The following is a 24,619-nucleotide window of genomic DNA, read 5'->3' as shown; positions in this document are numbered from 1 at the left end:
GATCCGATTGAACGGGGAGGCGGCGGCAACGCCGACGGGTGAAGGGGAGGCTGGGGTCGAATGGCGACGAGTGCGGGTGTGGTTCAACGAGTACGTCATCGCGGACTCGATAGTGGTGGCAGATCTCGCCGCCCGGTTAGAGGCGCTGCATCGTCAGCGGTTCAGTCGGTTGCACGTAACGAACGAGCCGGCGTCAAAGTCCGAGCGATGAGTGATCCGGAATGGTGGCGCGTGATGGTCATCCGTGAAGGCAAGATCATCGACTCCAGAATTGCCCGAGCACCACTCGCAGAGGCGTACGCCAGGGTCTTCGCGCTGCGCTTTCCCGCCGACCTGATTCGCGCCAAGCCAATCTCGGCGAGCGAAGCGGCATACCCGCCTGAGCTCCATACGACCCCCGCGAATTGACCTACCCCAAGAGCTGGCGGAACCAGTACTGATCCTCACCGTCGTGCGGAGTGCTCGCCGCGCGATGCCGGTTCTGCCCCATTCGTCCCTGTCCAAGCGAAGCAACTCCCTGTAGTCCCCCAACGCTTAGGCAGGGACCCAAGTGCCCGGCTGGCGCGGGCTGAGAGACGAGTCCGGTCTGCGCCAGCCGTTTCCACCCGAGGTTGGACGCGAGCCTCGGTGCGGCCCCGGGCTGCCCTGCGCTGGATGCCTTCGGCGCAGGGCAGCCAGCGGGTCTTCCAACTACCTAGGAGGCATGAAGATGTACAGGTATGCAGATCGATTCCCTGTCAGCCCGTCCGCTCGGGTCGGAACTAGCTCGCAGAGTCCTTGGGGGCTGCGGCGGCTGGAGCCTTACGGATCGATCGGGATTGTTGAGGAGAACCCGGCCGGCGTCGACCCGGCCACCCAGCAGGGCCTATACGAGCTGCCCAACGGCACGATCGTCGTGGCGCCAGGCAAGCACAGCAAGTCTCGTGTGGGTACCGAAAGAAGCACGAAGACCAGCAACAAGTCGGACGGATCTGGCCCACGGCCGGATACCGACCACAAACAAGACACCAGGATCGACTGATGGCGACCGACGCTCGCCCAGTCTTGGTCATGACCGAGGTTGACGACCCGACCGCAGACTTAGTGATCGAAGAGCTGAACGAACGCGACGTACCGGTAGTCCGCTTCGATTCCTTCGACTTCCCAACCAGTCTGGGCATCTCGGCTGACATCAACGGCTTGCGGGGATGGCGAGGCTGGCTGCGGACACCTTCTCGCCTTGCCGATCTGACGGCTGTGCGGTCCCTCTACTTTCGCCGTCCAAATGATTTCGACTTCTCACACCTGGAGCCTCAGGCTGCCCGCTTCGCTGCTGCGCAGGCCCGTTTCGGGCTAGGCGGACTCCTCGCAGATCTGCCTGGTTGCCTGTACGTCAATCATCCGAACGCGATCGCCGACGCCGAGTACAAACCCGTCCAGCTTTCGGCAGCTGCCGCATCCGGCCTCAGAGTGCCGCCAACGATCATTACCAACGATCCCGGAGAAGCCCTGGCCTTCGCACGAGGCGTTGGAAGGATCATCTACAAGCCTCTCTATATCGGCATGCACGATGTCGACGGCGAGCCCGCGAGCATCTGGGTCAAGGAGGTCTCGCCGACAGAACTGGACGAGTCGATCGCTGGAACCATGCACCTGTTCCAAGCCCGCTGCGACAAGGTCGCGGACCTGCGTGTCACTGTGATGGGCAACCACGTGTTCTGCGTCAAAATCCTTACTGAGACCCCCGACCTCCTGGACTGGCGATATGACTACGACCACCTGTCCTATTCGGTGGTCGAGCCACCGGCGGGGCTCGTCGACGGCATGCGCGCCTACATGAAGCGATTCGACCTGGTCTTCGGCTGCTTCGACTTCGCCGTCCCTCAGGAGGGCGGCCCGATCTTCTTGGAATGCAACCCGAACGGCCAGTGGGGCTGGCTGGAAGACGAGACCGGCCTACCAATGACTTCCGCCCTCGCCGACCTACTGGAACGAGGTACACGATGACCATTGAACCTGGCGAAAGCCCGACAACGGCCCTACGGCTGCGGCTAGCTGACGCGCTCGTGAAGTCCGGAGATCTGCGCACCCACCCCTGGCGCACCGCGGTCGAGGCCGTTCCCAGGGAGGTGTTCATCCCGGGCTTCTTCGAGAGGATCGATGACCCGCGCGAGACGATGTGGCGGCCAGTCACCCCAGAGCTGGTCGGCGCGCCTGATCGGATGGAACTGACCTACACCGACGAGACCTGGGTGACACAGCTCAATCACAGCATCACCGCATTCGACACAGACGTCCCAGTTGCTGGTGCTCCGACGTCGTCATCGACTCTGCCTGGTCTGGTAGTGCGGATGTTGGAGGAGCTCCAGGTCGAGCAGACCAGCCGGGTCCTCGAAATCGGGACCGGCACCGGCTACTCCACCGGTCTACTATCCGCGCGTCTCGGGGCACAGCAAGTAACGTCAGTTGAGGTTGACGCGGCTGTCGCCGCCCGCGCCAAGAAGGCACTCGCCAAGGCTGGATTCTCGCCTGACCTCGTCACGGGAGACGGACTTCTCGGCAACCCCACCGGTGCTTTGTACGACCGGGTCATTGCCACTTGCTCGGTTCGGCACATTCCATCGGCATGGGTCGCTCAGACGCGACCACGCGGACTGATCCTCACGACGATGCTGGGATGGCTCCACGCCTCGTCCGGACTCGTGCGACTCGAAGTCACCGGAGATGGCACCGCGGAGGGTGTCTTCCTCGGAGGCACCGACTCCTTCATGCCGGCCCGCCCACACACTGCTCCACCACTCGGAGACGACTTTCACGAATGGATCAACAAGATCCAAACAACCGAACGGGCGACTGCTGCGGGCTCCGAGATCCTGGACCCATGGGAGGGATGGACCTCTCTATTCATCGCGCAACTCGCCATCCCCGACGCCCAACTGGTCACCTATGGCCTGGACGATGGCCCAGTGTTCGATCACCTCGTTGACCTGAGCCAACGGTCAGTCGCCATCCTCGAGCAGGAATCAGATGAGCCAGCCACAGTACGCCAGTCGGGACCAGCCAACCTGTGGGACTCAGTCGAATCGGCTATCACCCAGTGGCGCGCAGCCGGTTCACCCTCACTCGACCAGTTCCGCATCACCGTGACGCCAGAGGCTCAGACGATCTGGTTCGGCGACCCACAGGGCCCGTTGTCCTGGACCCTGCCGCGTTAGTCGCTCCAAGACAGACCGGTCGAGCCACCATCCGCCAATCGCGCGGCCCGGCCCGGTCAATCGTGAGGAGAGCAGCCGGTGGGCTAGCCGGGTTCAAGCTGAAGTTCACGCAGATTCTGCGGAATGCTCGCTTCTGTCCAACCAGAGAATGGCGGTACCTGAGTGTTCTCCCTTGCCACTGACGGGGCGCCTGGCCGCCCGAACGAAGACTTCGTCATCGCAACGCCGAACCTAGCAATCGTTATCGACGGTGCCGGCGTACCAATGGGCGGTTGTCACCATGGAGTCGCCTGGTACGCCCAACAACTCGGCGCACTCACGATGGCCGCGCTCGTCAGCAGGCCAAAGCTGCCACTCCAGGAGGGTCTGTACGAGGGCCTCTCCGCGGTCGCAAATCTGCACTCCGACACATGCGATCTGACCGACCCAGGAACCCCGTGCGCAGCAGCGGGGATCCTGCGTGTTGGCGACGAGACCGTCGATGTCCTTTCTCTGTCAGATGTGACCGTGGTCGTCGAGACCACAGAGGGTCCGCAGGTCACCTGCGACCTCCGTATCGAAGACATCTCAGGCACAGAACCTGATGCAGTGGCCGGGCTGTTGTTCGATACGTCCGAGCACAAGGCCGCGATCGCGGCTCTGGTTGCGAACCAGACACGGACGCGCAATCGGGGTGACGGTTGGTGGGTAGCCGCCTCCGACCCCGAGGCCGCGCGGCATGCGATCGTCAACAGCTACCCGCGCGAGCAGACCAGGCGGCTTGCGGTGTTCTCCGATGGAGCCACGCGACCGGTCGACCAGATGGACTTGTTCTCCTGGCCGGAGTACTTGGACATGCTCACCGGCCTCGGCCCCCAGTCGCTCATAGACCAGGTTCGTCGAATTGAGATCGACGATCCAGACGGTGCTCGTCACCCGCGAACCAAGCGCCACGACGACGCGAGCCTCGCGACCTGGAGTGAGTCCCTCACTGAACGTCGATCACCGCAATAGGCCAATCGCCGACCCGGCACCTAACGGCCTCCCGCGCCAAGCGGCGTCCTTCCGCTGCATCACCAGACTCACCACACGGCGCAGCGTGTCGTCGCCGCAGGGAAGCAGCTCAAGGCTAGCGTCTTGTAGTTGGACCTGGGGATCGATTCCTAGTGAGAGAAGGAGGTCGTCATGAACGATCGAATTCAGCTCGTGCAGTCCGGCGACACAGGTGGCGAATTCGGCCAGCGGCCGAATCAGGTGCTACGTCCACGCGTAGCCACAGGCGAGGTTGGCGACTCGCGAGGTCAGAAGATCGGCAACGGACAGAAGCCGAACAAGTCGGTCGTACCCGTACAGCCCGCACGACCGAAGCTGCCGCCTCCGGCCAAGAAATAGGTTGGTCACGACGGCTGGGTGCCCGGCACCGCTGGCGCCTCGCCGTCGTCCGTCTCCTCGACCACCGTCACGAACATGGCGACAATTCGTCGCGCCGGCACAGCAACCATGGATGTCGGATAGGCAACCTGGTCGGATTCGCCTGCAGCACGGTATTCGATCGGAGCTACCAACACGATGTCGCGATCGCCGCTATCGCTAGCGTCGTTGTTGAACGAGAGCAGGTCCCCAGACACTGCGGACCCATCATCCAGCTGCAGTCCTACGTGCTTCGTCATGCCCGGATGATGATGCTCGAACATCAGCCACCACCCTGAGACAGCCGATGGATGCGGGTACGCGGTGTGCCCTCCGGCCTGGACGACCCTAGGAGTGATGCGTCCTAGTCCCCGACGGATCGACGGCCAAGTCGCCAGATAGGCAAGCGCTGTCGCGGCGAGCAATAGGCCCGCCGACCACCCTGCCAGCAGGCCTGGCGACGTGTCCAGGTAGCCCTCCGGGTCACGCATGAGGCGCCTCAAACTGACATGCCGTGTCCAGAGCAGTGCGGAAATCAGGACGACGGCAAGCTCGGCCGAGATACTTGCAGCGACGATCGCAACCGTCTCACGGAAGGGTGATGCACGTCTTTCGGTGCCAGCCCGCTCCTTCCCGACTAGATAGGCAAATCCTGGGAGAAGGAGCACAACAAACAGCAGCAGACCTGTGAAAGTTGTCGGCATTTCTGCCTCCCAGTTCTTGGCCCTGCGCCGGGCAGCAAATTCCCGTCTCGCCCCCTAAGGATTACAGGCGACGGGAGCGGTGACAGCTCGACTCGCGCGGGAGCACGTGCACCAGGGCTTCGGACCACACTGGCTGTAGCGGGCCGCATAGCTTTGCGTGAGGCAGTCGTCGTCACCTACACCCAGGAGGAGCCATCGTCCCAACGGTCGCACTCTCCGGGGCAACTCGTACGCCAGGAACTTTGCGCGCCGCATCCCGCGGTGAGCCGACCCGGACGATCTTGGCCAAATCCGGGCCGGCTCACGGTTTGCGTTAGATGTCCAGGCCGTCGTCGCGCAGCTCAAGACGTTCAGCTGGCTGGTCGACCGGCCATATCGAGATCGCGTACTCCTCGCCAGAGTCACTGAGCGCTAGGTCGTAGTTGGCGGTGCGCCCACGCGCCTGAACGAGGACTCGATGCAACCCAGGCACGGCCGGTTCGTACACCAGCTCTGGATTGCTATAGCCGGCCGTCGGCCTGAGGTACAGAGGCCCAGCGATTGTCGCGTCCTCCTCGACCTCAACCTCCCAGGTGGCCGCAGCTCTGGCCTCGCTTGAAGGTGCGTGGTCTAGGACGTTGACCGTGACATGCACCCGCCCGCTGGCGCACCCAGTGAACACAATGACACCTTCTGGCGTGCACTGGAGCAGCTTCGCCGGCCCGTCTGGATCTGACTCAGGCGGCTCTGAACCGTCCATCAGATGAAACTGATGGAAGTCGACTTCGACGGACCAGGGCTGTGCTGTCATTAGGGATGAGCTCCGATGCCGAGCTGAAAACGGTCGCCGTCGAGAATACGCTCACTACTGTAGGCAGCGGACAAGGTTCCACCGGCAGACCCGTTCTGACCAGCATTGATGAAGCACCTGCTCCATCCCGTGGGGCCGGTCCTCGCCGGGTCAGGCATCTGGCATCCGGGATAGCTCCGGGCTTGCGTGGCGCCACTGGTGAACGCACCTTCGTACGCACTCCGGAACGGGTACTCATCGCATTGCATATTGTTCGGCCTCGGAATGCTCCCCGGGCATGCCTTATTGCCGTTTTGGTTTCGCTTGGTATCGTCCATGAGGCGATGCAGATACGTTTCAGTGAGGTACGACCCAGGCAGCCCGGAGTTGAAAGCCCTCTCGATATGGCGGATGAACTCTGGCACTTTGAGATGATTCCAGCTGACATACCCCGGGTGATTGAAGAAAATGCAGGCCGCCTTGGCATTTTGTATCCAGTCGCAGCGAGTTCGGGTCGTATCGTTGTTGATGTAGACGCTGTACGGGTGATGACCATCCTGCCCCAGGCCCCACTGGCTACTGAAGAATGTGATCCCCGACTCCGTAGGGAAGTCTAGGATCTGACCGGATGCCGGCTTATCGAACGGATCGAGATCACTCTCCGAAGACCACGTATCGAAATTGTCTTGCCTGACACCGTAATTAGTCAAGCCACATCCGTTAAAGCAACCGAACCCTTCGCCATCGGCACGCTCGGGCAGACCAACTCCAGTCCAGTTCGTCACGACCCATTTTGCTTTACCGCGGATCAGGACAGCATCAGTCGCCACTACAGTTTGGACTAGGTTATGAACCGTTGCCGTGCCGATGAGGCGTCCGGTGGGGATCTCAATAACCTCGATGTAGTAGACCTTATGAGAACAGGCGGTGCGACGGCTAACGGTGAACCAGCCGAGCTCCGTTCCCTGTGTCGACGTACAGGTGACGGGCCATGCCGGCACCGGGAAGGTAGCGGACGGTGCGAAGCTCGAATCCGACCATTGCAACAAGTCCGGCTTCTTTGCAGCATCTCGCTTGAGCTCTGCTTGGAACTCTTTCTCTGTTGCGGGACGAATAGAGGCGCATCGGCCAGATTTGCCAGCCGATGGCTTGATTTTCGCCTGGCTCGCGACTTTCACACATGCTTCAGGCGTTGGCTCTGCCCGCGATCCGACGTCAGGCGCCTTGTATAACTTTTGCGGCGGCTCCGCCGGACCTACCGCCGCCAACTCCGAAGGCGTCAAACCGCCCGAAACGCCCGGCGTTGCTCCTGCTGGTGCCGCCAGTAAAGACAATGGCATCATAAAGACGGCTACGAGATGGATTTTTCTTAGCCTCACAAACCCCTCCGCAATAGGTGCATTGACCAGCAATGATCCCGCCACGGAGTATCTCCCGAAGTCGCGCATGCGTGCGCGGCTAACCGGTGGGCTGTTCGGTGTCTGCCGTTTCTTCGGGTGGCGGCGAATCTCGCGGCTGATCCATTAAGAACCCGCCTTCGACGCTACCAGTCGTCTCGATACTTACGTAACTAATATTCCTTGCAGCAAAGTGCAACCGGGCCGGTCGTTTGTCCTGCCGTCGGTCGGTTCGATCCAGGTGGAGCAGTCGAGGCGGCGACTCGATGGCTGCTCTCACACCGGTCATCGCCGAGGTTCTTGCATGCCGCAAAGGCACCTTCGCCGTTGTGTCCGGCCACCACGTGCGGCGGCGGTCGATCTGCTGGCGGCGGGTCATCATGGCGTCCCCGCACAGGCGGACCAGCTGTGCGCTGCTGTCGAGGCCGCCGTGAGTAAGAAGGCTTAGGCGCTCGATCTGCCATCGAACCCAGGGTGTCCGACGAGGTGGCCACGTGGGTTGACTATCGCTGGCTCGCTCAGGCCCGGCGTTGGTGCCTGTCGCTGTCCTCTCGCCGAAGGTTCGGAGCGCGGCGGTAGCGTTCTGCCCAGACAGTGCAAGGTACACCGGCAGGTAGACGATTGTGCGCGGCAGCTTCTCGTCGCCCTGAGGATTCCAACTGGCCCATTGCCTAACGTGGAGCCACGCAGCCCGGGCGGTAGGTTCAATGGATCGGGTCGCTCGCTGACGACCAGGGCATCAGCTCGGCTGCGACAGCCAGCCTGGAACCGTTGGAACAGATTTTGGAACGGACTGGCGAGTAACAGAGTTTTTAGAGTCGGAAACTAGCCGATCCTGTGTCCGCTGCTGAGGCTTGAACGGGCCTTGTCTATCGGGTGTGGCGGCCTTCTAATCCGTTGGTCGCAGGTTCGAGTCCTGCCTGGCGCGCAAACCCTCCTCTGACCTGCGCGTTTGCAATCTGCAGGCGCAGGTCAGAGGCAGATTGACCGATACTTTGACCGGAAGTTCGTTCCTTAGCTTCTGTGACTCATCCAGCCTGCCCACCCAGCGGGTAGTCCGGCAGGGCGGACTCGGCGCGTAACGCCGAGGCGCGGCCAGCGTTTCACCAGGTGCGCCGCTAAGATCCTGCGGCCGAGGAAAGCTCGCTGATCTGCCGGGTTTCCGGACCGTCGCGGGCGCCTGCAAAGAACCTCCTGCCGTTGAGACGACGGCGGAGATCGAAGGGAGTCTGCCGGGATGGGTTCTACGCTCGATGGGATGCGCGGTCTCATGGCTGGGGTGCTAGCCGAATCCGACAAGGATGAGTTGCGCTCCGAAACCAGGATCAAAACACTCCAGGCCGAGGGCTTCCGGATCATCGACGGGGGTCCGACAGGCGATCGTGACGACGCGGGCGAGCTGCTATGGAAGAACGTCGACTGGCATACCAGGGAGGTTCTATCCGAGGGCGTCGGCCTGGAGTCTTACGACGCCTCGCCGGAGGAGTCCTGGTACCACATCGATCACGTCGAGACCGGCGAGCAGTACAACGCAGCCGTCACGAAGCTGGAGGCGTCGTCTGGGCTACCTCCCTCCTTGGCTACCGCTATTACTGACTGGGCGCAGGGACATCTCGACGAGGCCGCCGAGCTAGTCGAAGCAATGCCGGAGACCGATGCGGTGGTCGGCCTTATCGCCTTGGGCGCGTCACATGGCTATGGGATCAGCTTTCGCCAGATGGCCGATCAGCGTTGGGAGGTCGGCTGGCTGCAACGCCATAGCGGTGGTTGGTTCGGCTTGACCGCCGACAGTCTCGCCGAGGCCGCAGCCGAGGTCGCTCGGAAAGACCTCCCCGAACTGGTACTTGAGCGCTCCGCCCGAGAGTAGCTGCGACCATCGACTCGCGGGACGGCTAGAGGATGTCTGCCGCCCGCGAGTCGCCCCGGGCCATTAGGTCTCGATCGAGGTAGTGATCGGCCGTCATCGACGGGTCTGCGTGGCCAAGCTGGTCCGCGATGTCGGACCATTTCCAGCCGGCATCTTCCAGCTTGCTCGCAACTGTCCGACGCCAAGTGTGGGGCACGGCCCACAGCATCTTCGCGCCGTCGAGCACGGTACGGACAGCTTTGCTGCAGTTCGACTGGTCCCAGGGCTTCCACGGGTCGCGGATCTGGTGGGGAGACGGGAAGACCAGCCCTTCGACGCCGATCCTGGCGGCTCGCTCTCGCATTCGTTCGAGGAGCCAGGACGGCATCTTGACGGCTCGTTTTGATCCCGGGGTCTTGGTTCCCAGGATCAGCACCCAGCCGGTGAGCACGTCCATGTCTTCCCACTCCACCGCGCGTGCCTCGCCGATCCGAGCGGCAGTGCCCCGCATGAAGGCGTGGAGGTCGGCGGTGGTGATCCACTTGCGGACCGTGCTGGGATGGGTAGCCTCGCGTGCCCGGCGCTCGGCGTCGACGATGACGGCGTCGCCCTCTTCGTCGGTGAACGCACGTTTGAGGTCGTGTTGCTCCTGGCGTTCGGTCTTCTTGGACTCTTTGGCCTCGACCGGCCTGACCATGCGGATGGCATTCGTGTCGAAGATGCCGTTCTCGACAGCCATCCACAGAATGCCGGCCACGACCTGGCGCGCCATCTTGGCTGCACCGGTGCCGCGCCGGTCTGCAACGTCTTGGAGGAACATCCGCAGGCGCTGTGGATCGTTGACCTGCTCAAGGGTCAGTCCGCGGATCGTCGACTTCTCGCCCTTGATGTGGTTCTTGAGTGCTCGCTCGTAGTCGTCGATGGTGCTGGCGGCCAGCTTGGACTCGGGCCGCTTGATCTGCTCCAGCCAGACATCACCGGCCTCGGCGATCGGCATCGAGCGCTTCAGGCCCTCTAGAGAGGCCCCGAGGCTGGGGACCTCCTTGAGCGCCGCCTCAAGCTTCTCGACAGCCTCGTTGCGGGTCTTTCCGTAGCGTGAGCGCTCGCCGGTGATGCCGTCGAATCCGCGGAAGTGCGCGCGAGCGCGCCACCGCCCGGCAGAGCGGTGGTGTACCGCTTTTCTCCAGGTGCCGTCTGTGTCCCGCTTCTGCGGGACAACCTCGATGTCGCCAATCTCGCCGATGTCTAGCATCGAGCCCTGCATCATCACCCCCCTTGTGCTGGCTCGTTCAGTTCTGGCTATTGCCCTTAGGCGGCTTTTCTATGGCGCACCAAAGCGGCCTCTTCGTAGTTCTCGACATCGCCCAGGCGGTAGGTAATGCCGCCTCCGAGCCGGAGATAGTTCGGTCCCTTGCCTGCCGAACGGAGGTTGGCCAAGTGCCCGACTGTGACCTGCCAGCGCGCTGCCAAATCCTTCGGCGTCAGATGCATCAACGCAGCGCGCTTGGCAGCGCCGCAGTCCGAGCAGGTCATAGGCCCGCCTCGATCCGGCTCTCCGGCCGCGTGCGAATGACGCGCTCTTGCACCGGGTCGAAGTGCCAGAGCTGGATCTCGTGAAGCTTCATCATCTCCCGCAGAGGGAGTTGAGTCCGAGCCAGTCTGACCAGGCCTTCTAGCTCGTCAACGTCCAGATGAACTGGCTCGCCGGCCTCGTCTTTCAGGCTCTTGACGATCTGGCAGTTCGGCTTCTGCGCCCGGAACGACCTGGTAAACCGTTCGAGCCGTTTGATGTCTTCTGCTGCGAACAATCGCCTCACCCCTTCACGCACAGCACCTGACGCAGCTCGGCCTCGATGGCGACGAGATCTGCTTGGTTGGCCATGACTTGTTCGATGTCCTTGTAGGCGCCAGGGATCTCGTCGACAACGCCCTGGTCCTTGCGGCACTCCACGCCGGCCGTCTGAGCCGCCAGGTCATCGACCGTGAACAGCTTCTTGGCTCTACTGCGCGACATGCGTCGGCCGGCACCGTGGCTGGCCGAGTGGAACGACTCGGGGTTGCCGAGGCCGCGCACGATGTATGACTTCGTGCCCATCGAGCCGGGGATGATCCCGTATTCGCCGTTGCGGGCCGAGATGGCTCCCTTGCGGGTGACCAGCACGTCCTCTCCGAAGTGATGCTCCTCGGAGACGTAGTTGTGGTGCGCGTTCACGGTGAAGCCGAACCGGGCCTGCGGGAAGAACGTCCGCATGACTTGGATGTACAGCGTGAGCATGATGCTGCGGTTCGCCATGGCGTACTGCTGCGCGAAGTGCAGGTCGCGCCGGTAGCTGGCCATCTCCGGGGTGTTTGCCAGGAACACTGCCAGGTCGCGGTCCGGGAGGTCGCCGTTGTGTGGGAGCTCCTTCGCGATCTTGATGTGCGCCTCCGCGATGACCTTGCCGATGTTGCGGCTGCCGGAGTGGAGCATGAGCCATACGTTGTCCTCGGTGTCCAGGCACAGCTCGATGAAGTGGTTGCCCGAGCCGAGCGTTCCGACCTGCTTCAGGGCGCGCGCCTCGTCCTTCCGGACGCTGGGGTGGAGCCGATCGAAGCCCGTGAGGAGTGGGTCGTGCTTTCCGAGCAGGGACTCGCTGTGCGAGTGGAAGCCGACCGGGATCTTCGCTTCGATGGCCGAGCGGATGAGGCTCAGGTCGTCGGGCAGGTCGGCGCTTGTGAGGCTGGTCTTCGTTGCAGCCATGCCGCAGCCGATGTCCACGCCCACGGCGGATGGCGAAACCGCGTCCTTCATCGCGATGACCGAGCCGACCGTGGCGCCCTTGCCGTAGTGAACGTCGGGCATGACGGCGACGTGCTTGTGGATGTAGGGCAGGTTGGCGATGTTGCGAAGTTGGTCCAAGGCCACCGACTCGACTCCGGTTACCTCGGTCCACATCTTGACGGGGTGCGCCCCGCCTCGCAGCTCACTGATCATGGCTTGCTGCCTCCTCTCGTGCTTGTACGGCCAGCCGGTCGGCCTGGTCGTTGAGTGGTTGCCCGGAGTGGCCCTTCACCCATCGGAATGTCACGTCTTCCCGATGAAGGACCAGCTCGACGAGCGGTTCCCAGATGTCCCGGTTCGCGACCGGCTTGCGGGCCGAGTTGACCCAGTTTCTGCGGTGCCAGCCTCGCCACCAGCCTTGGGCGAAGCAGTTGACGACGTACGACGAGTCGGAGACCACAACCAGCGGCCCGAAGTTGCTCTGGACCGCCTCGTAGGCCGCTTGGAGCTCCATGCGCTGGTTGGTGGTGCCGTAGGCCGATCCAGCATCGTGCCGGCCGCCGTCGACGACCCATGCCCAGCCGCCGGTGCCTCCCGAGCAGGCCCCGTCCGTCCAGACCTCGATCAGAACGGCATCGCCCATTTCGGGCAGTCTCGATGGTGGCTCAGGCCGATGCAGAAGCACAGGTAGTCATCGGACGATCCGAATCGGTCGGTGTGGATCTTCACGAGTTCGAAGGTCAGGAAGTCATAACCCTCCATGCCGTTGCCGGTGATCCAGGGAATGCCTTCGCCCGCGTTCTGGATGTCTTCGAGATACTCGTAGAGCTGGTCGCCCGTGATTGGCTCCGACTCATCGAGGCCAAAGGCGTCCCTGACCTCCCACTCCTCCACCTCGATATCCGTGGTCTTGCGCCACGCCTCATCCCAGGTGAGCGTCACCTTCAAAGCTGAACCGCCTCGGGCCGCTTCTTCCGGACCCACGGCAGCCGCAGGGTCGTGCACCTGCGCGCTTCGGACGCCCGCACATAACCCGGTTCAACTACACCGGCATCGGCTAGTGCTTCGAGCACCTGGAGTGCCATGGGCCAGTCCGTCTTGACGTCGATGTAGAGGTGGCTGTGCCCGGGGGTCGTCGACGGGATCAAGGTGGCGGGCACGTCGAGATCGATCATCAGCGTGTGCTTGTCAGTACCGACGATCTGGCTCATGACCACCTCGGCGTCGTCGTGCATCAGGTCGGTGGTCCCGCGATTCACCAGCTCGTTGCAGTACCCGCCGGGACCGTCCTCGACGACCTGGATCTTGCCGACTGGGTGGATGTATTCGCTCGGCACCTTCGTGTTGGTCGGGATCATGCTGGTGTCACCTCTGTCTTCCAGATCGGCCCCCATTTCGGGGGCTTGGTTTCGGGGTTGTCTTTGAACCACTGGACGCGTCGCTCCAGCTCTGCTTGCTTCCCGCCCCTGAGTGCGATCTCCGCGGCTGCGCGAGCCTTCTTGCGGTCGCTGTAGTAGGCGGCCGGCGTGCCGTTGAAGATCGGCAACGTCCACGTCCGAAATGTCTCGTGCGTCGCGGTCGAGTAGACGAGCGACATCGCGGCGTCGTCGGCCTGCTTTTCGGTGGCGTACCACCCGAGAGCAACCATGTTCGACCGCGCCTCCCCGGGAGTCAGGTGTCCGGTCGGGTGGTGCAGTTGACCTACTGCGGTGAACTTGGCTCGCGCTTGCACGATCTCCAGCGCGGTGCCGAGTGCGGCGCTGGCCGCGGCCTCGATGTCTTCGTGGTCCTGGTCGAGCGTCTCCACCATCTGCTTCACGTGGGCTTTGGTGAAGGTGATGGCCACTAGCTGACTCCCGCGAGCCCGTCGTCTTCGGCTGGCCCGGAGGGCGGCGTTGGGTCCGGGTTTGCTGCGCGGCTGAAGTAGTCGGCCATCCGGTCTCGGTCGATCAGCTTCATCGACCACGGGTCGTCGATGTCGCTTCCCTCCATGCCTGCGAGGTAGTCGTACATCCAGTTCCAGGTAAGTTCAGTGGCCAGCGTCAGTGCTTGAGCATCCTGCATCCCGTCGCCTTGGATGTTGACGGCGGCAACGAGGCCGCCGTCATCGGGAAAGAACGTGACCTGCGGTTCCTCGGGCACTCGGGCCGTCTGCTCGGTCAGGATCTGCTGAGCGAGTTCGGCCGGAACGGTATAGCTCAACTCGACGTACTTGTACTGCAAATGAGCTCTCCTCTCATCGCGGCGACCGGCAAGGTTTCCCTCCACTAAGCGTGCTTATGCAACACTGTCACACCGACCCCAGTCGCCATTCCGAAATCGTTAATGCCACACTATCACACCACAAGATCCCTGCACACTGCTGATGTTGTAAATGGTTTGTGTCCGCGCGTCGGCGAGCACGCGATCACGCCGCCACCTGCGCTTGGCCAGCCGGCGTGATGGCGATGACGTGCGCCACCGCGCCGTGGCTGGTCGTTCGTTGAGCTCCGGTCCGCGTCACAAGCCCTGCCTTACGCAGCTCGGTGAAGGTCGGCGCCCATGAGTTCACGTAAGCGTCTCGCCTGGTAACGAACTCGTCGACCGTCTGCGGGCCTTCGTCAGCCAACGCCTTGAGTACCGCGGTCGTCTTGTCGAGTCTCATCAGTCAGCCTCCTTGCGGGTCGCGATCTTTCGGGGTAGCGCTGTCCATGAACTCGATCAGTGACTGGGCGGCATCCGGATCGAGGCCGAGTTCGGCGTAACGCTCCAGCCGGGCGCGGTTCGCCCTGCGCTCCATGGTTGCGTCATAGCGAGCGTTCTCGATGTACGCCTGCTCCTCCGGATCGTCGGTGCCATAGGGATTCACGCCCACGTCAGGCCTCCTTCGTGTAGGTGCGGTCGAAGCGGACGAAGGGGAACTCCCCGTTGATGCGGATACGGAGTCCATCACCCGACTCAGTTCCTGTCGGGTAATCCAGGACCAGGTCGTCCTCCGTCATGATGTCCAGTTCGATGGGGTACGGCTGGAACACCCGCTCGGGTTCCACGTCCCCTAGGCTGATCGACAGCGTCATCCCGTTGTGCGTTACGTAGACCTGGTCCTCGGGGTTGTCGAGCACGATGTGCTGTGTGGCCTGGGCTTCGTCGTCGTTCTCGATTCTCACTGACTCCTCCTCTTCCTTAATGGCAGCCAGGCATTGGCTGCACGTGCAGGTGGGTTCGTTGCGGTTTCTCTCGTCCGACGCAAGGAGGACTTCCCAATGAATCCGGTAGTACCGCGCCCATCCAGGAGAGTGGGGGCTCAGGCGACTCACGGTGCGCTCCCGCCGTTGAAGGCCTGCCACGTTGCCTCGTGGTCGTCGACTTTCCTGAGCGCGCCGGCAAAATCGTCCGCGATGTCGAGGTACAGGGGCAGGAACTCGGTTGTCGCGTCGTCGCCCTCGTAGTCGTGCGCCCACACCATGAGTCCGCTCGGGGTGTGGATGACCTCGCCGATCTGGCGTCCCGCAGGGTCCTTCAGAATCCAGCGATCTGCGGCCTGGTAACGGTGGATGCTTCGAGTGTCGGTCACGGGCAGTTCCACTCAGGCTTGCCGGGATAGCGAACCGAAGTCGCTCCAGCGTTGGGAGTCCCGAAGTCGTCGAGCGGGCCTGCCGTCGCTGCAATCGACGGCAGGCCATCGTCCTCGGGAATGAACGCCAGACGGCCGGTGTAGTACTTCACTCCGTCGTCGTCGTAGACCTTGAAGACGTATCCGGCCCCTGCGATCAGCTCGGCCAGGAGCTCGACAGGTGCGTCGCTCGGCCCCATCACTCCGACCTCGCTAGCCATGCCGACCAGAGGTGTCTCTTCGTCGAGGTGATCGCGGTCGATGATCCACGCGTAGTCACTCGCAGGCGCACCGAAGAACTGCTCGGCCAGCGCCCTGTAGTACAGGCTCATACTGTTCCCCCTCGGCTGATTTTGGGCATGCGTCAGCGCCTGCCGAGGACTCGAACCTCGATGTCTGCCAGTCAGGCTGGGTGCTTCAGGAGTTGGTCGCCCACGAGCAGAGCGTCGCCAGGTTGACGGCAGCCAGCTCGGCCATGTGGTTCCGGTTCTCCGGCGCGGGCTCCAGGCGCTTGAAGATCAGGTGCAGCTCACGGTGCGGGGCATCACGTAGCTCCGGCGCCGGCCAGATTCCCGCGTTGTCGAACGACCGCCCCTCCACGGACGCGAAGATGCCTTTCTGGTCGGGCTCGTGCCAGTCGTAGCGCATCTCGATCTCTCGGGCGAAGGCTCTGAACTCAACTTGGTTTCGGATCCGCTTCACTGTTCCCCCCGTCTCAGTTCTTGTACATGAAGTCGGAGTGGCCGGACTTGCTCACGATGTAGCTCTCCGTCCTGCCGTTGTCGAACTCGACATGGACCCGGAATCGCTCAGCAGTCATCGCTTCGATGCGAGTGACCGTGCCACGAGTGTTCAGCACCGTCCCTCGTACGGAGTCGAAGTACATCCCCGATACCGAGTCACCAACTTTGAACATTCATCCCCTATCTCTTGGCCCCGCAGGTCTGGCAGGAGTAGCCAGCTGGAGGGAAGTCGTTACACACCTCGCATTCCACGGGCGTGAGCAGATCCTTGATGTCGGCACCGATCAGAAACGCGAGTTGGTGCGCGTCCTCCAGATGGATCCGGCGCTTACCCTTCTCGACTCGGGCGATGAGCGCCTGGTCCTCCGGCCGGCAAAACATCGAGGCGAGCTTCGAGGCGACGATCGCTTGCGACCAACCGCGCGCTTCCCGGCGCTGGCGGAACCTGATCGCGAACGTGCGCTCGATCACGGGCTCGACCATCACCCGCTCCCGCCAGCCACGGGGCCAAACCGGTCGAGGTCGGTCATGCTGCAGTCAGTCCTCCTCCGTCAGGGCCGCAAATGCCTCGCGTGCCTCGTCCTCGACGTGGCCCCAGCCGAAGAAGCCCCAGCAGGACTCGACTTCCTCCCAGTCCTCGCGCAGCGTCTCGTCCGTCAGGCGGATCGGAGTGCCCGTGCTGTCGACCTTGACCCATCGCGTCTTCTTCTCGACGATCCAGCCGTAGCACTCGCCATCCAGGTAGGCGACGTAGTCGTCCATGTCCGCAAGGTCGAGCGGCTTGGCGCGTCCCCGAGTCAGCTCTGCCAGCCACTCATCCGTCAGTTCAACTTCATCGCGCCAAGCCTGCGTGTCGAAGGTGACGTACCTGCCACCGCGATGGTCGCACCACACAATCGACCGGCTGCCATGGAAGACGCGGAGATACCGCTCGAAGACAGCCTCCTGCGTGGCCGGATCTCTGCGGCCGAGTCGCTCCAGGGCGGCGACAATCGAGGGGTCCACGACATGGGAGGTGATGCTGGTGAGCTGCACCGCGGCCCATCGGTCCTGCCGGTTCCATCCGTACCGCAGAATCGGCGTACCGCCGTCGTGGTACGGCTCTGCCGGGTCGGCGTCGTGCTCGATCCGAACTCGATACTCCTCGGTCTCCTCGATGACCGCCGTCATGTCACGCACTGACCTTCGTACGACGGATCTCCCGGCGACGCAGCGTCTCCCGCTTGGCCTCAGGCGTGCGCTTGCGGGTGTTGTGCTTAGCCATGATGGTCGTCTCCATTCGTTGCTGACGGCACCTCATGTGCGCGTCTCGTGCCCGTCAGGGACTCGAACCCTGATGTCTGCCGGTCGGGCGGTGGTCATCAGTCGTTACTTGCTTCCGAGTGCGGTGCGATGCTCACAACCATGTGTAGGCCGATCGTGAGCAGGCTCAGGTCTGCGGGCACCACACGCAGGTGGTCGCGGCCGGCGTCGCCACTGCTGGCTCTGCGGATCACGAGGTTGTCGCGACCGTTCGAGTCGAGTGCATCTGAGGTGTCCAGGACCTTCGCGTGGATCATGCGGGACGGCTCGAACCGTGACGGGTGATAGGTCACGTCGACCGTGTCAGCCATCACTCGGGCGGCGGCGATTTCACGGTCAGCCGCTGCGCGCCGCGTCGCAGGCTGGAGTGCGGCGATGCCAGTCAGTTTCACCATCAATGTCTCTCCATTCGCTGGGATTGGCCCGGTACGTGCGTGCCCGCCAGGGACTCGAACCCTGGTGCCTGCCTGTCGGGCTGAGAGCTACTTCCCGTACCTGGCGTGGAGCGCGGCCTCACGCAGGCTGTCGGCGAGTTCCTCTGCCTCGTCTGGCGTCATCCACGTCACGGGCTCGGATGCGGTCACTCGCACCCACCCGACGAACGTCTCCGGAATCATTGGCACGAAGAGGTAGACCGCCATCAGTGCACCGTGACCGAGTCGGCCCAGGCATACCCTGGCCCGTTCTCACCGCACAGGACCTCAACGACCTTGTCTGCCTCGGCTGCATCGCGATACAGCAGCGGGTTGTCGTGTCCGCCATCGGCGAGGTAGACGACGTGGAGCGTGTTCGCTTGGACCTTCTTCAGGTATTCAAGTGCCGACCGCAGGACGTCGTGGTGCGAGTCGGCCCACTCGGTCCGGGCGTCATCCATCCAAATCCACTCAAGGTTCTGGATCTCCCCGCCGCCGGCCTCTTCCCTCTCATAGATTTCCCCGATCTCGACGTTGAGGTCATCGTGTCCGTCGACCTCGCGCTGGATCGCGGCAATCAGGGCAGTCAGTTCGTCGCTCATGCGGGCTTCACCACGCCATCGAGCCACCAGCCCCACATGGGAATCCAGCAGTCGTCGTAATCTGCGGAGGGGTCGCAGTACTCCTCGGTCCCCACATCCGCGCCATCGCGACGAGCCCAGCGATGCGCGCCTTGCTCCATTGCCGCGCGGGTCTTGAAGTAGATGCAGATGTTTCGCGTCAGGTCTTCCTTGAAGCGAAGGATTCGGTAGGGGTATGCGTACATCAGCACCCCAGTGCCTGGCCGTCGGCTTTCACGAGCAGGTCCTCATTGCTCCAGTGGTCAAACTCGGAGCTGATCTCGCGGTACGACGACACCTTGATGTGCTCTCCTCCAGTCAGTCCGTACGGGGTGACGATCAGGGCATCCGTGCAGTCCGCGTCCGTCAGGTTGCAGGCGTGGTACTCGATCGCATCCGCCATCTCGCCAGCGACCTGTTCCTCCATCGGAGACACTGGATACCGCCCGCCCGCCTCTGCACGATCGCCGAACACGAACGCCGCGAACTTGAAGGTGCCTTCAACCTCGACAGCAATCACCGGTCGATCGCGAAACGTAAGCGTCTCGGTGGCATTCATGCGCTCACCTCATCCGCGAGCGTCATCCGGGAGGTGATGATGCAGCGACCCGAGGTCTCTTCCATCGCGTTGAGAATCTCGCGGTAGCGCGCGAGTGCCTCGTCCTCGGTCTGGATCGGGTCCTCGATCACCGACCAGTCCTCGGACTCGGGGTCGGCGCTCCATTCCCCGACTGCGTGCGCCTTCAGCGCCTCGTCCCGCTCCGCGGCTGAGTTGGCAGCGACATTCCATCCCACCTCGTAGTCCAGCAGGTCCACGGCCACGAATATGACTCTCATCGCTCTCTCACCTCTTGGTTTTGGGCGTGCTTGAGTACCTGCCCACGGCTCGAACGTGGGTGCCTGCCGGTCAGGCTGGGGTGGATCTCAGAAGTCGATGCCCCAGACGCGTCCGCACTTCGTGCAGACGTCGAGGTCGTACGTCACCTCCTGCTCGCACCGCGGACACCAGTCGTGGGGGCACTCGAAGTTGTGCGCGCAGCCGCACGGAAGGTCTGTAGGCCACGAAAGCTCAGCAGGCATGGACCCACTCCTCGTCCGTCCAGAGGAAAAACTCGCCTTCGTGCCAACCGAAGGTGTGACCTGTCGGAGCGAGGTATTCGTTCATCCACTCCTCGGCGATGTCGGCCAGGCCGTGAATCCAGTCGCTCGTGTCGACCATCGCTTCGGCGACGGGGTCCCAGGCCTCGTCCTCGCCTGCCTCGTACGCTTTGAGTGCGTCCTTGGAGCCGTCCTCGACCGTCATGCCTCGGCTGATTGCTCGGTGCACCAGCTCAGAGATTGCGTACTGACCACGTGCACCATCGATCCAGCACCCAGCCTCCTGCGGGCGGGCCTTCCTCACGGTGAGCATCAGCAAGCCCAGAAGATGTGAACCATGCCCGAGGAATCCTCGGCTGCATGGAAGGTCTGCATCAGATCGAGGGTCGCGGACTCCCAATCGATGTAGTTCGTCGGCCAGTCCGGTTCGGCGGGCAGTGCCCCGGTCTCCTCAGCCCACCACCGGGCAAAGTCCACTTCCGATCGCCACTCACCTTCGTAGGCTGCCTGGGCGGCATCGAGCTTCACCTCAACGAAGGCGTCGCCCGTCCACTCGGCGTAGATCATCACCGCCTCGACTGACAGGTTGCTCTCCTCGATCTCGTCGAGCTTCGCACCGATCTGGTTAGCCTCGTACGGCGACATTTCCCGATCGACCGGCATACCGTCCGTATCCATGACCCACAGTTCCTCGTGGGCGTCGCTGTAGTGCCACGGCGACACGGGAAACCAGTCACCGTGGAGCCGTGCGTTGAACGAGTCTTCTCCGGCCACTTCCTCTGGAGCATCGCCAGCGTCGAACCACTGGCCCGCAAGGTAGCCCTCGTTGTGGCAACCCAGACACCCCACCCAGACTCTTGCGTCTGCCATCGCTTCCCAACCTTCAGCTTGGACTCTTCGGAGTGCCCGCCCCGGACTCGAACCGGGGAGTGTTCCGCTCGGGCGAATGTCGTTGTCACACAGCGATCTGGAGCGGCAGTAGCTGGTCCAGCGGGCCGCGAACATATGACGCCGCCTGGTTCTCCCAGTCGGCATACGTCTCCTGTGCCAGGCGCCGGCCGATTGCCTCACCCGCTTCCGCGAAGCGCCACCAGGTTCCAGATACGGCGGACTCCAGTTCGTACCCGACGTTGCCCTCGGCCACCTGCTCCCAGAACAGTGCGTTCAGGCGCTCGTCGGTCACGACCTCGTCGTCGTACAGCTCCTGACGCGTCAGCTCGCGGTAGGTGTCCTCGACGAGCTGTCGCATCTCCCAGCGCCCCCACCCGTCCCAGTCTTCTTGCTCGGTTTCGGTCTCCAGTTCGGACCAGTCGTCCTCGTCGTAGACCGGGTACTCGCCCATCGACACAACGGCCTCGGCGAGCAGGATCGGGATAAGGCTGTCTAGCCTGAGGAACAGGGCCTCGGTCCCGTGACCTCCGTACGTGTCGATGACGTAGTCACCGAAGTCGCGGAGCAGGGAACGGTGGTTACTCCGGTGGTAGCCAGAGCCCGAGTAGTCGGAGAACGAAGCATCCCGAATCTCAAGGTATGTGGGTGTCTCGTAGCCGTAGTGCAGCGGACGAAAGTCGCCGTAGCTCGTTACGGTGCCCGGCTCTGGCATCTCTCCGAACGGGCAGGTCTGTAGTCCGCCGTGCGTTCGTGCCCATTCGATCAGCGCGGAGGCGGGGACCATGTCATCGTCGTCCGGCTCGAAGTTCCAGTCGTGGTTCATCGCGTGCCTCTCTCTCGGCTCGGCATCGTCAGCGGGCAGGAGCCACCCCATCCCGGACCACGCAACTCCTGATCGGAGATTGCGTGGTTTCGCCATGTGCTGGGTCACGAGCCGTGTCGCCGCACCCACCCCCAGACCGCTTGGATGCGGCCCAGCAACAATGGGCGCGGAGTCCGGCTGCCGTGACGCTTCCGGTTCCTCGCGTGCCGTGCACGTGTTCTTGCCATCTCTCGACCCTTCTGTCGGAAGTGGTCCCCTACTTCCCCAGTGGTGGCAGCTACGTGAGTGCTGCCAGTGCCTGCCGAGGGGTTGCACCTCGGGCCGCGCTGCTCAGGCTCGGTGCTCATCGCGTGACAGGAACCCACCACCGGCCGTCGCGGTAGTCCGCATCGCTCGACGGCGGTGGACAGGAGTCCTCGGTTGGACAGCTCGGCGGAAGCAGGATGACCGGCGGCCAGGTGTCAGTGCTCTCGACGGCATAGGCCGCGAGGAATCCGGCTGCCGGTACGCCGATCACCAGACATAGAAGGCCTACTAGGCGACGCATCCTGCTCAGTAGCCCATCAGGTGCCACGGGAACTTACGCTCCCCGGCAGACTTCGGCTTCCCGCGGTGGACTGTGACGGGGCCAGCCTCGACCTGTCGGTCGCGCTTCCACATCTTGAGCTTGCGTCGTCGGTCTCGGTAGATCTCAGTGCCGTACGGATGGCGATTCAGGTGTCCGCTCGGAACGGGCGGGGTCAACAGCACCTGGTTCATGGCAGAGCTCTCCCCTGGAGTGTGGTTGTGGTTGTTCGGCTGAGCAGCCGAGCCAGGGTCACGTACTAGACGTGCCCTCGACTGTTGCTCAGGCGCTGGGAATCTCGTGCACCTTCACCGGCGAGGCAGCAGCACAGCGGCGGCAGGAGTAGATGGCGCTGGCATCCTCGAACTCGACGATGACCTCAGGCCGCTCTATGCAGCATGACCAGAGCGGCTCGCCGGGAGCCTCGACGCTGGTCTCGATGTAGTTGTTGCGCACCCACTCGGCGCAATGGGCCACGCTCTCAAAGCCGTCGACCCAGGCGTAATAGACCGCCTCGGTATTGAGGTTGGGGTAAGCCGCTGCGATCGCTGCCTTGAAGAGAGCCTCTGACCGCTGATACGACTCGGTCCAGTAACCGGAGATGCTCTGGTCCTCGTGACCCGAAACCTCGTGGTGATGCTGCCGAACCCTCTCAGCGATCTCGACCAGATCTACCGTCAACTTCACACCCACCAACTCCTCACACACTATCACACTATGGGTAAAAATAAGTGCCTCCGGTCCGATTCGGTCGGTCTATCGCCAGCGGCAGGCTTGCGCCTGCCTCACCCGCTCAGCTCCCGTCGACATATTCGGGGAGGTGAGCCTAGGTGCAGCACCCGGAGGCTAGGGTCTTTCGTTTGGGGCCGGTTGTGGCGCGGACTTCCGTCCGCCGCCGTTACCCTCCGGCCCCGTTTCGCAGCTTCCCGTTTCCGGGACAGAGGACTTCCGCTCGCTACGCCCTCACCGAGCCACCATCGGACATCCAATGGCGCACTTCCGGTTAGGCCATGCGTACTAGCTGCGTGGTCCCTAGCTGGTTGCCTACTACCCGAGCCGCTATGCCTGTCTGTTCAGGGAGGCGAGGACCGCGCTGCCGGGAGTTGCAGGGGATGCCCCCTTCCCGTCACGCCGCGTCCCCGCTCACTGCGGGTTTCGCGCTATTCGATTGTCAGGGCCGATTCCTTACCGGCCTGCGGTCGATTCGACCGGCCCCGTGTCTCGCTTGCTTGATGCAAGACTGCCACACTATCACACCGTTTGCAACTTGCTCGGTCTTACCTGTTGAGCGAGCCGTAGGTGACGGGTAACTCCCTACGCTCTTCTGGGAGGTGGGTCCGTCCGGCTTGCCCAACGAGTGACACACTATCACACATTGCGTGTACTGGTGCTCCCGTGTGCTGCGATCCAGTCCGTACGGCGTGTGTGCCGCACATGTGAGCCGCGCTGCCTGCGGTGTTCCTGTGTGGAGTTGTCAGCCTGCCTGCGGTTGCGTCGCTCGCCCCGCTTGCCCGGTCCCTCCGGGCTGCCGTCCCTCGGCCCAACACCCAGAACATTAATGCCACACCATCACACTTTGCAAGTCGGTGCGGCGTGCGAGAGGCCACATGCCTAGGCGGTTGCCGAGCGGGAGGGGTGGGGGTATCACCCGCGCGAGCGAAAAGAAGGGCACCGCCTTGTCATAGCAGCCGGGATCTTGCCACGGTTCCAGGGTCGACTTCGCGGCGGAATCCCGACGTTGCGGGCAGCACTTCCAGGGGGCAGAATCGCTGTCTCCACTGGGAAAATAGTCGCACCGGCGGACTGGTGAAGGACCACTCTTATCCTCGGTCCGGTGCGGTCGTAACGGCACCTAATGGCGTTTTGAGACCGTCGTCGCAGGCTCAGTCGAGCTCCTATCGGCGCTGTCTCCCTGACACACCCAGCTCCTTCCTTCGGACTGCCGGCGCACCCGAGCCCGTGTGTGATAATGTCGCAGCCGTCACACTGAAGGACTTCGCCATAAGCCCTCGGTCATCCGGACTATAAGGATGTAAGGGTTTGAGGGAAGGGAGAGGTGAGGAGACAAGGCCTTCGATCTCAGGTCTTAAGCCTCACGCCCTAAGAGCTAGCCCCGCGTCTACGAGCTACGGCTCACCGATCATCGGAACGTAGGCGGGGCCACCACGTGTCCTGGGGGTGATCGCCGTGCCGGGATGGACCTCATCCAACCGCAGGGAAGATCTCCCCCAGGACTGGGAGAAACGTCGTCAAAGGCGCTTCAAGGCCGATGACTACCGATGCACGTGGACGAACGTGTACGACGAGCGATGCCTCGGGCCGGCCGAAGAGTGCGACCACGTCGGCGAGCGCACCGACCACCGGCACGAGAAGCTTCGATCGCTGTGCTCATACCACCACGGGATCAAGTCAGGCCAGGAAGGTTCAGCCGTGCGCTCCGCGATCTGGCGCAAGAACAACCAGAAGTTTCGGCGCACGGAGCAGCATCCCGGCGCCCTGTAAACCGGAGGGT

The 24,619-nt window shown here is 63.0% G+C and carries 39 protein-coding genes; 8 read left to right on the top strand and 31 right to left on the bottom strand.

Features of this window, described 5'->3' with window-relative positions; translation table 11 throughout:
* The first annotated feature begins 207 nt into the window (after window positions 1–207).
* The 6 genes from OG474_RS30335 to OG474_RS30310 all read left to right on the top strand — a co-directional run bounded on the left by OG474_RS30335 (window position 208) and on the right by OG474_RS30310 (window position 4,565).
* On the top strand, window positions 208–408 hold the full coding sequence (locus tag OG474_RS30335; protein ID WP_405057015.1) for a hypothetical protein: 201 nt from the start codon (window positions 208–210) through the stop codon (window positions 406–408).
* 295 nt (window positions 409–703) lie between these two features.
* Entirely contained in the window at window positions 704–1,021 is a 318-nt protein-coding gene (gene tgmA, locus OG474_RS30330; RefSeq protein ID WP_405057014.1) for a putative ATP-grasp-modified RiPP, read from the top strand.
* Window positions 1,021–1,986 (top strand): ATP-grasp ribosomal peptide maturase, encoded by a 966-nt coding sequence (gene tgmB, locus OG474_RS30325; RefSeq protein WP_405057013.1) that lies wholly within the window; start codon window positions 1,021–1,023, stop codon window positions 1,984–1,986. Before tgmA ends, tgmB begins: the two co-directional genes overlap by 1 nt.
* On the top strand, window positions 1,983–3,194 hold the full coding sequence (tgmC, locus tag OG474_RS30320; protein ID WP_405057012.1) for an ATP-grasp peptide maturase system methyltransferase: 1,212 nt from the start codon (window positions 1,983–1,985) through the stop codon (window positions 3,192–3,194). The genes tgmB and tgmC overlap by 4 nt, the downstream gene beginning before the upstream one ends.
* Before the next feature lie 321 nt (window positions 3,195–3,515).
* A complete protein-coding gene (locus OG474_RS30315) occupies window positions 3,516–4,187 on the top strand; it encodes a hypothetical protein (protein ID WP_405057011.1) in 672 nt (223 codons plus the stop codon).
* Between the two features lie 171 nt (window positions 4,188–4,358).
* A complete protein-coding gene (locus OG474_RS30310) occupies window positions 4,359–4,565 on the top strand; it encodes a hypothetical protein (RefSeq protein ID WP_405057010.1) in 207 nt (68 codons plus the stop codon).
* Between the two features lie 5 nt (window positions 4,566–4,570).
* Here the strand turns inward: OG474_RS30310 and OG474_RS30305 are convergent, their stop codons facing one another.
* From OG474_RS30305 to OG474_RS30295, 3 genes are all read right to left on the bottom strand, one after another.
* Window positions 4,571–5,287, bottom strand: coding sequence for a DUF6338 family protein (locus tag OG474_RS30305; RefSeq protein ID WP_405057009.1), 717 nt, complete (start codon window positions 5,285–5,287; stop codon window positions 4,571–4,573).
* A gap of 313 nt (window positions 5,288–5,600) precedes the next feature.
* Window positions 5,601–6,026 (bottom strand): hypothetical protein, encoded by a 426-nt coding sequence (locus tag OG474_RS30300; protein WP_405057008.1) that lies wholly within the window; start codon window positions 6,024–6,026, stop codon window positions 5,601–5,603.
* Between the two features lie 50 nt (window positions 6,027–6,076).
* Window positions 6,077–7,504, bottom strand: a complete 1,428-nt coding sequence (locus tag OG474_RS30295) for a hypothetical protein (RefSeq protein ID WP_405057007.1) — start codon at window positions 7,502–7,504, stop codon at window positions 6,077–6,079.
* Between the two features lie 1,207 nt (window positions 7,505–8,711).
* Here OG474_RS30295 and OG474_RS30290 point away from each other — a divergent pair.
* Entirely contained in the window at window positions 8,712–9,320 is a 609-nt protein-coding gene (locus OG474_RS30290; RefSeq protein ID WP_405057006.1) for a hypothetical protein, read from the top strand.
* 25 nt (window positions 9,321–9,345) lie between these two features.
* On the opposite strand, the gene OG474_RS30285 is transcribed toward OG474_RS30290, so the two are convergent.
* From OG474_RS30285 to OG474_RS30150, 28 genes are all read right to left on the bottom strand, one after another.
* Window positions 9,346–10,551 (bottom strand): tyrosine-type recombinase/integrase, encoded by a 1,206-nt coding sequence (locus OG474_RS30285; protein ID WP_405057005.1) that lies wholly within the window; start codon window positions 10,549–10,551, stop codon window positions 9,346–9,348.
* Between the two features lie 56 nt (window positions 10,552–10,607).
* A complete protein-coding gene (locus OG474_RS30280; protein WP_405057004.1) occupies window positions 10,608–10,832 on the bottom strand; it encodes a DNA-binding protein in 225 nt (74 codons plus the stop codon).
* Window positions 10,829–11,107, bottom strand: coding sequence for a hypothetical protein (locus OG474_RS30275; RefSeq protein ID WP_405057003.1), 279 nt, complete (start codon window positions 11,105–11,107; stop codon window positions 10,829–10,831). The genes OG474_RS30280 and OG474_RS30275 overlap by 4 nt, the downstream gene beginning before the upstream one ends.
* 5 nt (window positions 11,108–11,112) lie before the next feature.
* Complete coding sequence (locus tag OG474_RS30270) at window positions 11,113–12,273, bottom strand: RtcB family protein (RefSeq protein WP_405057002.1); 1,161 nt, start codon at window positions 12,271–12,273, stop codon at window positions 11,113–11,115.
* Complete coding sequence (locus OG474_RS30265) at window positions 12,263–12,703, bottom strand: ribonuclease H (RefSeq protein ID WP_405057001.1); 441 nt, start codon at window positions 12,701–12,703, stop codon at window positions 12,263–12,265. Before OG474_RS30265 ends, OG474_RS30270 begins: the two co-directional genes overlap by 11 nt.
* Window positions 12,685–13,002, bottom strand: a complete 318-nt coding sequence (locus tag OG474_RS30260; RefSeq protein ID WP_405057000.1) for a hypothetical protein — start codon at window positions 13,000–13,002, stop codon at window positions 12,685–12,687. Before OG474_RS30260 ends, OG474_RS30265 begins: the two co-directional genes overlap by 19 nt.
* Before the next feature lie 2 nt (window positions 13,003–13,004).
* On the bottom strand, window positions 13,005–13,418 hold the full coding sequence (locus OG474_RS30255; protein ID WP_405056999.1) for a hypothetical protein: 414 nt from the start codon (window positions 13,416–13,418) through the stop codon (window positions 13,005–13,007).
* Window positions 13,415–13,906 (bottom strand): hypothetical protein, encoded by a 492-nt coding sequence (locus OG474_RS30250; RefSeq protein ID WP_405056998.1) that lies wholly within the window; start codon window positions 13,904–13,906, stop codon window positions 13,415–13,417. Before OG474_RS30250 ends, OG474_RS30255 begins: the two co-directional genes overlap by 4 nt.
* A complete protein-coding gene (locus tag OG474_RS30245) occupies window positions 13,906–14,283 on the bottom strand; it encodes a hypothetical protein (RefSeq protein WP_405056997.1) in 378 nt (125 codons plus the stop codon). Before OG474_RS30245 ends, OG474_RS30250 begins: the two co-directional genes overlap by 1 nt.
* 184 nt (window positions 14,284–14,467) lie before the next feature.
* A complete protein-coding gene (locus OG474_RS30240; protein WP_405056996.1) occupies window positions 14,468–14,704 on the bottom strand; it encodes a hypothetical protein in 237 nt (78 codons plus the stop codon).
* A 3-nt stretch (window positions 14,705–14,707) separates the two neighbouring features.
* Complete coding sequence (locus OG474_RS30235) at window positions 14,708–14,914, bottom strand: hypothetical protein (RefSeq protein WP_405056995.1); 207 nt, start codon at window positions 14,912–14,914, stop codon at window positions 14,708–14,710.
* 1 nt (window position 14,915) lies between these two features.
* Entirely contained in the window at window positions 14,916–15,206 is a 291-nt protein-coding gene (locus tag OG474_RS30230) for a hypothetical protein (RefSeq protein ID WP_405056994.1), read from the bottom strand.
* 146 nt (window positions 15,207–15,352) lie between these two features.
* Complete coding sequence (locus OG474_RS30225) at window positions 15,353–15,613, bottom strand: hypothetical protein (protein ID WP_405056993.1); 261 nt, start codon at window positions 15,611–15,613, stop codon at window positions 15,353–15,355.
* On the bottom strand, window positions 15,610–15,984 hold the full coding sequence (locus OG474_RS30220) for a hypothetical protein (protein ID WP_405056992.1): 375 nt from the start codon (window positions 15,982–15,984) through the stop codon (window positions 15,610–15,612). The genes OG474_RS30225 and OG474_RS30220 overlap by 4 nt, the downstream gene beginning before the upstream one ends.
* A gap of 85 nt (window positions 15,985–16,069) precedes the next feature.
* Window positions 16,070–16,354, bottom strand: a complete 285-nt coding sequence (locus tag OG474_RS30215; protein ID WP_405056991.1) for a hypothetical protein — start codon at window positions 16,352–16,354, stop codon at window positions 16,070–16,072.
* 221 nt (window positions 16,355–16,575) lie between these two features.
* Entirely contained in the window at window positions 16,576–16,878 is a 303-nt protein-coding gene (locus OG474_RS30210) for a helix-turn-helix domain-containing protein (protein ID WP_405056990.1), read from the bottom strand.
* A gap of 54 nt (window positions 16,879–16,932) precedes the next feature.
* Entirely contained in the window at window positions 16,933–17,565 is a 633-nt protein-coding gene (locus OG474_RS30205) for a hypothetical protein (protein ID WP_405056989.1), read from the bottom strand.
* 191 nt (window positions 17,566–17,756) lie between these two features.
* Complete coding sequence (locus OG474_RS30200; RefSeq protein WP_405056988.1) at window positions 17,757–18,092, bottom strand: hypothetical protein; 336 nt, start codon at window positions 18,090–18,092, stop codon at window positions 17,757–17,759.
* Window positions 18,093–18,179: 87 nt separating this feature from the next.
* Window positions 18,180–18,338 (bottom strand): hypothetical protein, encoded by a 159-nt coding sequence (locus OG474_RS30195; protein WP_405056987.1) that lies wholly within the window; start codon window positions 18,336–18,338, stop codon window positions 18,180–18,182.
* The gene (locus tag OG474_RS30190; RefSeq protein WP_405056986.1) at window positions 18,338–18,712 is read right to left on the bottom strand and encodes a hypothetical protein; all 375 of its coding nucleotides are present in this window, start codon (window positions 18,710–18,712) and stop codon (window positions 18,338–18,340) included. Before OG474_RS30190 ends, OG474_RS30195 begins: the two co-directional genes overlap by 1 nt.
* On the bottom strand, window positions 18,709–18,942 hold the full coding sequence (locus OG474_RS30185) for a hypothetical protein (protein WP_405056985.1): 234 nt from the start codon (window positions 18,940–18,942) through the stop codon (window positions 18,709–18,711). Before OG474_RS30185 ends, OG474_RS30190 begins: the two co-directional genes overlap by 4 nt.
* On the bottom strand, window positions 18,936–19,289 hold the full coding sequence (locus OG474_RS30180) for a hypothetical protein (RefSeq protein ID WP_405056984.1): 354 nt from the start codon (window positions 19,287–19,289) through the stop codon (window positions 18,936–18,938). The genes OG474_RS30185 and OG474_RS30180 overlap by 7 nt, the downstream gene beginning before the upstream one ends.
* A complete protein-coding gene (locus OG474_RS30175; protein ID WP_405056983.1) occupies window positions 19,286–19,567 on the bottom strand; it encodes a hypothetical protein in 282 nt (93 codons plus the stop codon). The genes OG474_RS30180 and OG474_RS30175 overlap by 4 nt, the downstream gene beginning before the upstream one ends.
* An 87-nt stretch (window positions 19,568–19,654) precedes the next feature.
* Window positions 19,655–19,810, bottom strand: a complete 156-nt coding sequence (locus OG474_RS30170; protein WP_405056982.1) for a hypothetical protein — start codon at window positions 19,808–19,810, stop codon at window positions 19,655–19,657.
* The gene (locus OG474_RS30165; protein ID WP_405056981.1) at window positions 19,800–20,033 is read right to left on the bottom strand and encodes a hypothetical protein; all 234 of its coding nucleotides are present in this window, start codon (window positions 20,031–20,033) and stop codon (window positions 19,800–19,802) included. The genes OG474_RS30170 and OG474_RS30165 overlap by 11 nt, the downstream gene beginning before the upstream one ends.
* A gap of 107 nt (window positions 20,034–20,140) precedes the next feature.
* On the bottom strand, window positions 20,141–20,698 hold the full coding sequence (locus OG474_RS30160; RefSeq protein ID WP_405056980.1) for an antirestriction protein ArdA: 558 nt from the start codon (window positions 20,696–20,698) through the stop codon (window positions 20,141–20,143).
* Between the two features lie 85 nt (window positions 20,699–20,783).
* Window positions 20,784–21,542 carry a hypothetical protein gene (locus OG474_RS30155; protein WP_405056979.1) on the bottom strand — a complete coding sequence of 253 codons (759 nt, stop codon included), beginning with the start codon at window positions 21,540–21,542 and terminating at the stop codon, window positions 20,784–20,786.
* Between the two features lie 847 nt (window positions 21,543–22,389).
* On the bottom strand, window positions 22,390–22,794 hold the full coding sequence (locus OG474_RS30150) for a hypothetical protein (RefSeq protein WP_405056978.1): 405 nt from the start codon (window positions 22,792–22,794) through the stop codon (window positions 22,390–22,392).
* A gap of 1,491 nt (window positions 22,795–24,285) precedes the next feature.
* Between OG474_RS30150 and OG474_RS30145 the strand changes: the two genes are divergently transcribed.
* Window positions 24,286–24,609, top strand: a complete 324-nt coding sequence (locus OG474_RS30145; RefSeq protein WP_405056977.1) for a hypothetical protein — start codon at window positions 24,286–24,288, stop codon at window positions 24,607–24,609.
* The last annotated feature ends 10 nt before the right edge of the window (window positions 24,610–24,619 follow it).

Origin of the sequence: Kribbella sp. NBC_01505, from assembly GCF_045040285.1 — a bacterium.
Lineage (GTDB): Bacteria > Actinomycetota > Actinomycetes > Propionibacteriales > Kribbellaceae > Kribbella.
Note: the sequence above shows the minus strand (reverse complement) of the source record. Positions and strands in the feature narration are given on the sequence as shown.